Annotated in this window: 15 protein-coding genes and 1 pseudogene; all 16 read left to right on the top strand. The window is 69.2% G+C overall.

Annotated elements, in window-relative coordinates; all coding sequences use genetic code 11:
* The coding region (locus KBZ15_RS10225) for a recombinase family protein (RefSeq protein ID WP_255015116.1) at positions 1–583 on the top strand (583 nt) is incomplete at its 5' end.
* Between the two features lie 217 nt (positions 584–800).
* Positions 801–956, top strand: a complete 156-nt coding sequence (locus KBZ15_RS10220; protein WP_255015115.1) for a hypothetical protein — start codon at positions 801–803, stop codon at positions 954–956.
* Positions 956–1219 (top strand): hypothetical protein, encoded by a 264-nt coding sequence (locus KBZ15_RS10215; protein ID WP_255015113.1) that lies wholly within the window; start codon positions 956–958, stop codon positions 1217–1219. Before KBZ15_RS10220 ends, KBZ15_RS10215 begins: the two co-directional genes overlap by 1 nt.
* Positions 1216–1866 (top strand): hypothetical protein, encoded by a 651-nt coding sequence (locus KBZ15_RS10210; protein ID WP_255015111.1) that lies wholly within the window; start codon positions 1216–1218, stop codon positions 1864–1866. The genes KBZ15_RS10215 and KBZ15_RS10210 overlap by 4 nt, the downstream gene beginning before the upstream one ends.
* Entirely contained in the window at positions 1866–2228 is a 363-nt protein-coding gene (locus tag KBZ15_RS10205) for a hypothetical protein (RefSeq protein WP_255015110.1), read from the top strand. The genes KBZ15_RS10210 and KBZ15_RS10205 overlap by 1 nt, the downstream gene beginning before the upstream one ends.
* Positions 2228–3148 carry a J domain-containing protein gene (locus KBZ15_RS10200; protein WP_255015109.1) on the top strand — a complete coding sequence of 307 codons (921 nt, stop codon included), beginning with the start codon at positions 2228–2230 and terminating at the stop codon, positions 3146–3148. Before KBZ15_RS10205 ends, KBZ15_RS10200 begins: the two co-directional genes overlap by 1 nt.
* Positions 3148–3534 (top strand): hypothetical protein, encoded by a 387-nt coding sequence (locus tag KBZ15_RS10195; RefSeq protein WP_255015108.1) that lies wholly within the window; start codon positions 3148–3150, stop codon positions 3532–3534. Before KBZ15_RS10200 ends, KBZ15_RS10195 begins: the two co-directional genes overlap by 1 nt.
* A complete protein-coding gene (locus tag KBZ15_RS10190) occupies positions 3531–3914 on the top strand; it encodes a hypothetical protein (RefSeq protein WP_255015107.1) in 384 nt (127 codons plus the stop codon). Before KBZ15_RS10195 ends, KBZ15_RS10190 begins: the two co-directional genes overlap by 4 nt.
* A 169-nt stretch (positions 3915–4083) precedes the next feature.
* Positions 4084–4230 (top strand): hypothetical protein, encoded by a 147-nt coding sequence (locus KBZ15_RS10185; protein ID WP_255015106.1) that lies wholly within the window; start codon positions 4084–4086, stop codon positions 4228–4230.
* 135 nt (positions 4231–4365) lie between these two features.
* Positions 4366–4797, top strand: a complete 432-nt coding sequence (locus KBZ15_RS10180) for a hypothetical protein (protein ID WP_255015105.1) — start codon at positions 4366–4368, stop codon at positions 4795–4797.
* Entirely contained in the window at positions 4794–7961 is a 3168-nt protein-coding gene (locus KBZ15_RS10175; protein ID WP_255015104.1) for a DUF3854 domain-containing protein, read from the top strand. Before KBZ15_RS10180 ends, KBZ15_RS10175 begins: the two co-directional genes overlap by 4 nt.
* Positions 7962–8012: 51 nt before the next feature.
* Positions 8013–8642 (top strand): phage tail protein, encoded by a 630-nt coding sequence (locus tag KBZ15_RS10170; RefSeq protein ID WP_255015103.1) that lies wholly within the window; start codon positions 8013–8015, stop codon positions 8640–8642.
* 219 nt (positions 8643–8861) lie between these two features.
* Positions 8862–9497 (top strand): hypothetical protein, encoded by a 636-nt coding sequence (locus tag KBZ15_RS10165; protein ID WP_255015102.1) that lies wholly within the window; start codon positions 8862–8864, stop codon positions 9495–9497.
* Entirely contained in the window at positions 9490–9855 is a 366-nt protein-coding gene (locus tag KBZ15_RS10160; protein ID WP_255015101.1) for a hypothetical protein, read from the top strand. Before KBZ15_RS10165 ends, KBZ15_RS10160 begins: the two co-directional genes overlap by 8 nt.
* Positions 9856–9944: 89 nt before the next feature.
* A complete protein-coding gene (locus KBZ15_RS10155) occupies positions 9945–10520 on the top strand; it encodes a hypothetical protein (protein ID WP_255015099.1) in 576 nt (191 codons plus the stop codon).
* A gap of 138 nt (positions 10521–10658) precedes the next feature.
* Positions 10659–10880, top strand: a pseudogene (locus KBZ15_RS10150) (recombinase family protein); the annotation flags it as partial.

Raw genomic sequence — 10880 nt, 5'->3', positions numbered from 1 at the left:
CCTGAGCGGCTGCTGCCCTGATGAGGACGGCTGCCTAGAGGTCGGCAGCTACACCGAGGTTCGATCTGGTGCCGATGATTCCCGGCCCCAGCTGGCCGCGGCGATCGCCCACGCAAAGCGGGAGGGGGCCACCTTGCTGGTGGCCAAGTTGGACCGCCTCAGCCGCCGGGTGTCCTTCATCGCCGGGCTGCTGGAGGATCGCCGGCTGAGCTTCCGTGTGGCCTGTATGCCGAACGCGGACAAGTTCCAACTTCATATTTATTCGGCCCTAGCCGAGCAGGAGCGCGACTTCATCTCGATCCGCACCAAGGCCGGCCTCGCTGCCGCCCGTGCCCGGGGGGTGAAGCTGGGCGGCCTGCGGGCTAACACCCGGACCCGCAACGATGAGGCCCGCGCTCGGGCCCAAGCCGGCAGCGAGCGGCTGCGGCCCGTACTTGCCGCGATGGCCGCCCAGGGGGCCAGCCTGCGCCAGATGAGCGCTGCCCTGGCCGCGGCCGGCACCGTCACCAAGGCCGGCAACGCCTGGAGCCCCTCCACCGTGAAGCTGGCACTAGAGCGGCTGGGGCTGGCCGCGGTGGCCTGATCTGCCCCGGCCGAGCTGTTTCCCTGCTACTGCGAGCCCGCCCTCCTGCAGTCCCTGGCTGGGATCTGGCGGGATTGTGTGCCCTGGGGTGCCGTTCTGGGGTGGAGGGCTGCCCGGATGCCGTCCATACGTTGCAAGGGTTCCTAACGGCTTACCTATGCCTGCCGATTTAGCGCCATTCGTTATTCCCGACTGCCGCCGCCCGGGGGAGCCAATGATGCCCTTGCCCCTAAAGCTGCCCCAGCGGCAACACGCCCAACTGCAGGCCGCCGCCTGCGCCATGGGAACAAGCCGCACCGCCCTAGGCCGTGCCCTGCTGCTGGCTGGCCTTGCCCAGCTGCCCCAGGCCACCACCGCCGGGGAGGTGGGCTGATGAATAACCGCTACCTGGCCGCGACTTACCGGATCGCTGAGAAGAACCACGCCCGCCTATGGGAGGAGGCCCGGGCCGATGCCCAGGCCCTGGGCCACCCCAGCCCCCTACGGGCCACCTACGAAGCCACCACCGCTACCCGCCTGGAGCTGCAAGAGCTGGCGGCCGAGATCGAATCCCGAACGGCTGCCCTTCCGCTCTTTGTTCCGATCGCCACCCGGGCCGCCTATCTGGCCATCGGGCCCCGGGGGATGGCGCAATGAATCACCTCTCCCAACTGCAGATCATCACCGCCACCGATGGGGCCGGGACTAACTGCCACCACCGGGCCCAGGCCGCCCTCGCTGTATTCCCCCAGCTCCGCGCCGTGATCGGTTCCCTGATGATTCGGGGCTGCCGTGATCTGCGCACCGGCCGCACCGTGCCCTGGGCCAAACCCTGGGGGCATCACGTCTGGCTGATCGAGCCCGATGGGGGCTACTACGACCCGAGCGCACCAAATCTCATGATCTGGGCCGAGGTGCAGGAGATCGAGCTGCCCAGGCCCTGGGAGCAGCTGCGCGCCGGGGTGATCGAATCCCGCCGGGAACAATCCCGCATCGTTGCCCAGATCATCGGAGGCCACCCCACTGGGGCCGACCTACCCGAGGCCCTCTATCTGCCCGGGCTGATCTATTCCTCCGACGTGGAGGAGCTGCCCCAGAGCCCTGCCTATGTCACCGCCTGGGGCCGGCTGGCATCGGAGAGCGTTAAGGCTGGCGGCTGGGATGCCGCCCAACTGGATGCCGGCCTGGCCCGGGTTGAAGGCTTGATGGACGGCCCGCCGCAAATCAAGGGGTTTGATGTGCCCCGCCACCGGGCCAAGCGGCCGCCCTGCTCCGCCCATGGGTTCGCCCGGGAGGTGGCGTGATGACACCCGCTGATGCACTGCGCCGTCATCTGCTGGGCCAGCGCCTGCAGGAAGACCGCCAAATCCTGATCGACTGCCACCAAGCGATAAACGAAAGGGCCGGCCGGCCGGTTGAGCTGCGGCCAGAGCTGTTCGATGCCGAGGTGCGCCGCCACCTCGGGCTAAATCCAAGGGCCGGCCATAGCCGCGTTCTGGAGGCCCTTTATGGGGACCGCCAGCCCACGGCAAACATGGCCATCGCCCTGGCCCTCGATGAGATCGACAGCACCCCCGGGAGGTGGGTGGCTGAGGTTGACGAGGACGACCGCTGGGAGATTCCCGAGGCCGACGAGGACGAGCTCGAGCTCGAGGGGTGGGAGTGATGGCCTACGACTTCCCCCGCCGAACCTTTGAGCCTGACGCCAGCGACCTAGACGCCAAGGCCTGCAAAACCACCACCACCCCCGAGCAGGCCGCCGAAGCCTTGCGCCAGTTCGTGGCCCAAAGCCGGCGCCAGTTCGAGACCGATCCGGCCTGGGTAGCCGCCCGCGCCGATGCCCAGGCCATGGGCCTTAAGCCTGAAAAGGTCCGGGAGTTCAAGCGCCGCCACCGGCTGCCCCTCGATCAACGCCTGAGCCCTGATGCCTGCGCTCTGCTGCTGCAGGAGATCGAGGCCGATCAGCGAACCGCCAAAGGCAAGCAACTGGCCCGGGCCCATGCCCTCGAGCTGATCGCCCAGCGGGCCACCCCCGAAGCGGCCGCGGCCGTTGCTGCTGTGCTGCCCTGCGGGGCTGCGGGCCCATGGGTGAGCGGATACGAAGCCGAGGCCTATTTGCTGAACCGAGTTCAGGCCCTCACTGGCAAGCGATACGCCACCGCCGGGGCTGCCTGCCGCAAGGCCGCCGCCCTGGCCCCTGCTGCTGCATCGGCCGCCGAGGCTTTGAAGGCTGGCCGTTTTGATCGCTTCCGACGAGATCTGTTCTGGGGGGTGATCCTGCGCCTCGATCAGCTGCAGGGGCCACCCCCTGCGGATTGGGAGGCCTTCTACAGCTGGTGTCAGCTGCGGGCCTACGAAGGCCACCACACCGGCCCCAGCCTGGGCGATCTGCTGGCCGGCCGGGTCAGTTCCGGCGATGCCCGCGGCCTGCTGCAGCTGCCCAAATCGGGCCCCCTCGATCCGGCCGCGATCCGCAGCGCCTATCGAGCCCATGCCCGCCACCACCACCCCGACGCCGGGGGCGATCGCCACCGCTTCGAGCGGCTGAGCGAGGCCCGGGACCGGCTGCTGCTGGAGGTGGCCTGATGACTCACACCCCTAAACCCCAACCGCACCCCATGACTATGGAAGCCGAACAGGCCCAGATTGAAGAGTTCCTGCGGGAGTTCCTAGCTTCAAAGGTGGAGCTAGCTGTCGGCCTAGCCGATGGCCTCGCCGCTATCCCCCAGGAGGGATGGAGTGAAGCAATTCAAGGGATGGCCCCGCTAATGCTTGCCAGCGGCGAGGAGCCGTTCTCCGTGGCCGAGTTCCTGGTGTTGGCAAGTGTTGGCCGCCGGGCCCGGCACCTGCAGGACCCCGCAGCGGTTGACCTAGACGACCCGGCTACCCAAGAGGTGGGCCGCCAGCTGAGCGAAGTGTGGACCTGCATTGACGCCCGGGCCATGGCCCGAGCTCAGGAGGTGGCAAGTTGAGCCGCATGGAGTGGCTGCGGGATCGAATCACGCAGATGGGACATCATCCCGACCTCTACGAAAGGTGGCATGCAGAAATAGATCTGCTTGAGGAGGGCTGCAGCCGGCCATCCAAGCCAGAACGCTGCCGCCCATCCAAGAGACAGCGCCGCCGCCTGCGGGTTCTTGTTGCCGCTGGTTTCCCTGATGGATCGCTACCCCCTGGGCTGATCTATGCCCACGGCGCGGTAATGACCGAGCAAGAAGAAGAGATCATTGGCGACCGGATGAAGGAGATGGGACCGCTCAAACCAACGACCGGGACGGTGCGTTACTACGAGCTGGCCGCAGAGCATCTGCGGGACATGCGCCGGGGCGCAATCCCAGATCTAGTGGGCTGAGCCCCTGCAGCTGGAATAACTCAAAAACGCCTGTATGACTAGAAAGCGGCCAAACTAGGGGCCCTAAATGGCGGCCAGCCCTTGCGCTCCTGGCCACTATCGGTAGCGTGGTGTATAGATCTTGTGAATCCTGATGTTCACTCACACCGATCGCGACACTCTCCTAACGGTGAAAGTCGCCGCAGATGAGCGGGCCTGGTTTCACAAAGTCGCCGCGGCCCAGGGAATAACCCTGAGCGATCTAGTTCGCCATGCGATCACGATCGAAGGCGCCCGCCTAGGGGTGCCAATACCGACCGCCTCTCCAGCGGCATGAATAACGCCTGAAAAGGCGAAAGGGCCCCCGGGTACGAAACCGGAGGCCCTTCCTAACTGACAACCCAGACCCCCTCTCTCGATTGCACCCGGGGAGGGATCTGGATACACAACCCGGCGATGCCGGGCCCGTTCCATGAATCGTATTCCTTTCGGTGACCGGCCGCAACCCCGCCCGGTTAGTACACCCCTAGATCTTAGCTACGGAACGGGTTTACGGCTGCTGCCTGCCCGTTCCCAGCGGCCGCAATACGCAGAAGCCCTCGGTAAAGAGGTGGAGTTGCGGTGGGCTAATCCAACCGCCGAGGCCCCGGCCTGGCTGCGGGAGTCGTTCCCCAGCCGCCGCCCTCCCGCCAGCCGGCTGTGGGCCTTCACCACCGATAGCCGCGGCCGAGTGGTGAGGGCCTTCACCGCCGACCGGCAGAGCATCGCCGCCTATGCCGAGCTGCAACGGCAGGGGGCTGGGACCTGCCCGATTGAAGGGGTCTGGCCGCCAACCATCACCCCAGGCCAGCCGGCTGAGCCGGCCCACCCCTACCTGCTGCAGCTGCAGGAGGTGGAGCTGTGATCGCCACCCCCTCCACCCTGCTGCCCCTCCACTGGGCCGAGCTGCAGCGCTCAGCCATCGCCGCCGATGTGGGCGCGGGCAACGTCGCCAGCTGGGGCCCCGGCACCGATCGCCACTGGGAGGCCGAGCGGGCCGAGCTGGTGGCCTATGCCCGCCTCCAGCTCCAGACCGCCAGCAAAACCGCCAGCGGCCTGCCCCAGGCCCAGCCGGGATTCCTGGCTGATCGCCTGATCCGCCTCGATCAGCGCTACCGCCACCTAGCTGCTGGTGGCTGGCGATCGCTGAGCGATGCCCTGCCCGGGCTGGAGCCCTTCGATCAGTGGAAGCCCTCGAGCCCTCGGGCCAAGGGCCGCCGGGATGGCCGCGGCAACTGGGAGCCTCTGCCTGGCCAATCGGTCCGCTACGAAGCCCAACCCCAGCACCCCGATGGGGGCGGCCTGCTGCTGCCCCGGGTGCCCCTGCGCTGCTGGGAGCTGATCGCTGATCGCCAAGGCCTGCCCCGCCCTGATGCCGCGGCCCAGGCCGCCGGGTTCTGGCCCTGGGCCCTGGCCCACCCCTCCCTGCAGCTGGTGGTTTGCGAGGGCTGGAAAAAAAGCCTCGCCGCCGTCAGTGCTGGCTGGGCTGCGGTGGCCCTGCCCGGGGTGCAGATGGGCCGCCGACTCGGGCCCGATGGATCAGAGCGGCTGATCGAGGCCCTCCAGTTGCTGGCCCCCGGCCGCCGCTGGGTGATCGCCTTCGATGCCGAGGCCAAGCCCTCCACCGCCACCAAGGTGGCCGCGGCTGCTGGTGCCCTTGCCCGGGCCCTCCGCTCTGCTGGTGGCCGGGTGGAGGTGGCCCGCCTGCCCCTGCTGCCTAGGCATGACAAGACCGGCGCAGATGATCTGCTGGCTGCTGCTGGCCCCGAGGCCCTCGAGCGGGCCCTGGCTGACACCGGCCCCCGGGCTGTCCTGCCCCTGCAGCGCCCCGCCGATGTGATCGCCGCGGCTGGTGCCTATCTGGCTGATGCCGCCCCGATCCCGGCCCCTGCTGTGGCGCCGCTGGTGATCCTGACCGCCGGGATGGGAGCCGGCAAAACTGAGGGCATCGCCTCCCATGTGGCGCCCCTCGCTGCTGCGGGGGTGCCCCTGCTGATGCCCTCCCACCGCCAGGCCCTGGGCCAAGCCGCCGCCGAGCGGGTGGGGGTGCCCTGGCGCCCGCTGCCCGGCACCGATGAGCGCTGGCAGGGGGTGGCTGCCTGCTGGGATTCCTGGCGCCCCTCCAGTGCCCTGCAGCTGAGCCCGACCGGCTGGGCCGGGGCCGTGCTGATGGCCGATGAGTGGGCCCAGGCTGTGGAGCATCTGCTGCTCAGCTCCGGCACCACCCTGGCCGGCTACCGCGCCGAGGTGTTGCGCACCGCGGCCGAGCAGCTGCCCCGCACCCTGCAGATAATCGCCGCCGAAGCTGGGATGCCCGCCTGGGCTGTGACCCTGCTGGAGGCCCTCACCGGCCGCCGCGCCCATGTGATCGACAGCGCTGCCCGGCCGATGGCTGGCCGGCCCCTCCATTCCCCCGAGGGATTCAAACAACCCCAGGCCGCGGCCCTTGCGTTTAAGGCCCGCTGGGCCGAGCTGGTGGCCGCTGGTGAGCCGTTCCTCTGCTGGACCTCCAGCCAAAAAGGGGAGTTTGCCAACTCCGCCCAACAGCTGGCGGCCCTGCATCGACTGCGCTGCCCCGGCGCCCTGGTGGATGTGCTCGACTCCACCACCCCCGAACTGGCCGCGGCTGTGGCCGCCGACCCTGATGGCTGGGCCGAGCGCCGCACCGCAGAAGCCCAGGCCCTGGGGGTGCCCTTTGCCCTGTATTGCACCCCGGCGATCAGTTCCGGGGTGAGCTGGGCCCGCTGGCGCCCTGCTGCTGTGATCGCTTACGCCGGGGGCCGGGTGGCCCCTGAGCATGTGGCCCAGGCCCTGGCCCGGGTGCGCTGCCCCGAGGTGCCCGCCTATCTGTATGCCCCCGAGCGCTGCCCGGGTGCTGCCCTGCGGGTGGGATCTGGCGCCACTGACCCGGCCCAGCTGATCGCAGACCTACGGGCCGTGGCTGATCCCCTCTATGGCCAGCTGGCCGCAGCCGATGCCGAAGGGGCCTGGCTGGCTGCCTGGGCTGAGCTGGGGGCCCAGCGCAACCGCCAGAGGTTCAGCTACCGCGCCACGATCAGCGGCCTGCTGGAGCGGGAGGGATGGGAGCTGCAGGCCCCCGGCCCGGAGCCCTGCCCTGCTGCTGGTGCTGTGGCCGCGGCCGATCTGCAGGCTGCCGCCGCCGCCTACCGGGATGCTGCCGATCAGGCTGTGATCGGGGCCCGGCCCCTCACCGAGCTGGAGGCCGCCGAGCTGGCCAAGCGCCGCCGGCTGGAGCCCCTCGATCAGGCTGCCCTGAAGCGCCACCGCCTGGCCGAGCGCTGGGGGCTGGAGGGGTGCCCGCCGACCCTGGAGCTGCTGGAGGCCGACCGCAATGGCCTGCGCGATCAGCTGCGGCTGGGCTGGCTGCTCACCACCCCAGAAGCCCTCGCCCTGGTGGGCGCCCACGATCAGGCCGCGATCGCCGCCCTCGATCCGGCCGGCCGGCCGTTTGCCCCTGACCGCCTGCGGGTGGCCATAGGCCAACAGATCAGTGCCCTGCAGGCCCTGGGGCTGCCCCAGCTGCTGGAGCGGTTCGCTGCTGGGGAGACCATCGCCGCCACCGATGCGGCTGTGCTGGCGCTCCACGTCAATGCCACCGCCCACCGCGGCCAGCTGGCCCAGGCTGCGGGGCTGAGCCCGGCTGCCCTGCCTACCGGCACCCTGCGGGCCCTGCTGCAGGCCTGCGGCTGGCGGCTGGAGCAGGCCGGACGGATCAAGGCCCGCGGCACTGATCGGGATGCCTACACCTACCGGGCCCACCGGCTGGCCCTGCCTGCTGGGGTGGATGCCGAGGCCCTGGCTGCTGCCTGGATCGCTGAGCTGGGGGCCCCGATCGCTGGGGCTAAAAGTTCCCCTATAGAGATTCTCTGTAGGGGAGAAAAAAGCCCCACCCCAGCGCCGCCACCCCAGCCGCCACCGATCTGGCGCCATCTGCAGGCCCGAGCGGTGGCAATCCCCTGGCCATCGCCACCCCTTAAGCCTCGATCAGTGGCTTTAGCCGCGGCCTAATCAATCCCGGCCGCGGTTTTTAGCCTGAGATCAGCACTCCAGCAGAGGCCCATGGCATCCGTTCGCCTTGAAATCAGCGGCCTAGATCAGCTGGCGAAGATGGCCGAATCACTGAGCCCCCAGCTGCTGGCCAAGGCCACACGGGCCGGGGTGACCGCTGCCGCTAAGGCCGTGCCCAGCACGGTGGCGAAGGGGATCAGCGAGCGCTATGGGCTGGCATCCCGCCGGGTGCGCCAAGACGTGCGAGCGGTACGGGTGGCCCCTGATGGCCAGTCGGCAACGGTGGGATTTAGCCGCCGCCCGCCGACCCTGGCCCAGTACGGGGCCCGCCCTGGCCGCCGTGCCACTGGTCAGCCTGGCCTGGGCCGAGGCCTGGGATGGGGCAAGCCAACCAAGCCAGGGAAACCCCTCACCGCCCTAGTGCTGCGGGCTAATGGCCGCAAGCCCGTAGCCGCCGCCTTCCTGGCAACGGGCCGCAGTGGGAACCGGCTTGTCTTGCGTCGGGGCCGCGGCGGCAAGCTCGAGGCCCTACACGGGCCCTCGATCGGTTCGATCGTCGCTGGGGCTTCAGCGGGTGGGCCGGCCCTTCGAGCTGAGACGGAAACCGTGATCCGGGCCCGGTTCATCGCTGGTTTTAGCCGTGCCCTGGATTCAGCCGCCCGCGGGTATGGCAAGGGCTAACCCCACCCCCCCTCGCGGGTCCTTCCGGGCTAAAAAATAAGTGAGGGGCACTTGAGTCTCACGCTATCGGTAGAGTCTACCCCGGCAAAGTAGGACAGGACAGCAATAATAAAGGCCCTAATTTTGCCGAATAGATACAACAAACCCTACCCGCGTCCTGTTCTGTCGCGGGTTATGTCCTCCGCAGACTGTACTAAGTACAACCCAGGACACTGCAGGATGGCTGCTGTTTCATTCAGCGCGGCCGCGGCCCACCTGGGTCACCGGAGCCGATCGACCCTCTACCGGCTGAAGGATGCCGGCCTGCTGGGCGATCATCTGAGGCCCGGCGGCAAGGGGGGCGCCCAGCTGCTGGAGCTGCAGCCCGAGGGGCTGCCGACCCTGCGCGATTGGGTGCGCGGCATCCTGAGGGAGCAGACAAACAGCCCCACCGCCAACCTGCCCCCGGCGCCTGCTGCTGGATCAGGAGCAGCGGCCGAGGGCCCCGACCCGGCGGCTGTGGCCCAGGGCCTGGCCCAGCTGGTGGCGGGCTTGCCTGAAGATGCGATTCCCGCCCTCAACGTGAGCAAGGAGCGCAAAGAGCATTACTTGGCCGAGCTGGCCAGGCTGGAGGCCCTCCAGCGCCGCGGTGAGTTGCTGCCCGCGACCGAGGTGCGCCATGAGGCAATGGCAACGGCCCGGATGGTGCGCGATCAGCTGCTGGCGATGCCCCACCGGATCGCCTCGCAGCTGGCGGCTGAGATGGATGCGAGGGCCTGCCATCGGCTGCTGGATTCGGAGATCAACCAAGCCCTGCTGGGCCTGTGCCGCCAGCTGGAGGGGCTGGAGCAGCAGGGGGCCGCGGCCGATGGCTGACGCTGCGGCGATCGTGCGCCAGGGCCTGCGGGTGGGCTTCGATCCGGCTGCCCCTCAGCTGGCGGCTGAGGCTGAGGCCCTGCCGACCTGGCTGGTGAGCCGCGCCCGTTGCGAGGCCGAACGGGCCCGCCTGCTGCAGCTGGCCCGGGAAGATCTGGAGCGCCAGCTGGTGCCCCGGGTGGTGGCGGAACAGGCCGGCGCCCTGGTTCGCGATCAGGCCCAGCTGGTGGTGGGCCGCATCCCCTCCCGGCTGGCGATTGCCTGCCCGCGGCTGGATTCGGAGGATGTGGCGGTGGTGGCCCAGCTGCTGGCCGAGGCCCTGGAGGGGCTGGATGGGGTGGCGCTGCCGGCCGGCTGACGGGCCGCGGGAGGTTGCGCCGTTGCCCGGCCCCTGGTGCCCGCCTGCGGGAGGTGGTTTGCTGCTGCCTAGTGCTGCCTAGTGATGCCATGGCCCGCGATCGCAAGGGAGCCCAGCTGAGCCTCGAGCTGGAGCCCCAGCTGCTGGAGCGCCTGCGGGCCCGAGCTGCAGCTGATGGCCGCCCCTTGTCTGCCCTGGTGCGCCGCTGGATTGAAGCCGGCCTAGGTGGAGCGCTCGAGCAGCAGGCCGGCGCCCCTGCTGGCCCTGATCTGCTGGCCCGGGTGGAGGCCCTGGGTGCTGCCGTAGCAGATCTGCAGCGCCTCGCATCCCCAGAACGGGTGAGCGCTGCCCCTCGATCAGCTCAGCCGGTGACCCCTAAACGGGTGCCCCTGGGCCCAGGCCAGCTGGAGATCATCGGGGCCGCCCATCTGCAGGCCGAGCCGCCATCCCCTGACCGGGTGATTCCTGATCCCCCGCCCGGGCCTATCACCACCGCCGAGCTGGCCATGCTGACCGGCGCCAACAGGGGCTCCTGGAATACATGGGCCACCAAGGCCGCCTCCGGCGATGTGCGCCACCACCCCCAGGCCGGGAGCTGGCGGCTGGTTGGCAAGTCCGCCCTTGATACAGGAGGCCCGGCCCGCTGGATGTGGGAGCAGGCCTAGGGGTGCCTAGAGGTGCCTAGTGCAGCTGCCTAGGGATGCCTGGTGTTTTGCCTAGTTGTGCCTAGTGCTGCCTAGTGCTGCCCCTTGCGTACTAGCCACACCGGGTGTAGGCTGTTCGTACACCGGGGGGATTCAAGCGTGGGCCGTTACGTCACCTATCTCCGCCTCAGCCGCGAATCGAAGAACGGCCGCAACTACGGCCTGCAGGCCCAGCGCCGTGATCTGGATCTGTTCCTGAGCGGCTGCTGCCCTGATGAGGACGGCTGCCTAGAGGTCGGCAGCTACACCGAGGTTCGATCTGGTGCCGATGATTCCCGGCCCCAGCTGGCCGCGGCGATCGCCCACGCAAAGCGGGAGGGG

Source organism: Cyanobium sp. BA20m-p-22 (genome assembly GCF_024346275.1).
GTDB lineage: Bacteria > Cyanobacteriota > Cyanobacteriia > PCC-6307 > Cyanobiaceae > Cyanobium_A.
The sequence above is the reverse complement of the archived record's forward strand: the minus strand, read 5'-3'. Positions and strand labels throughout refer to the sequence as shown.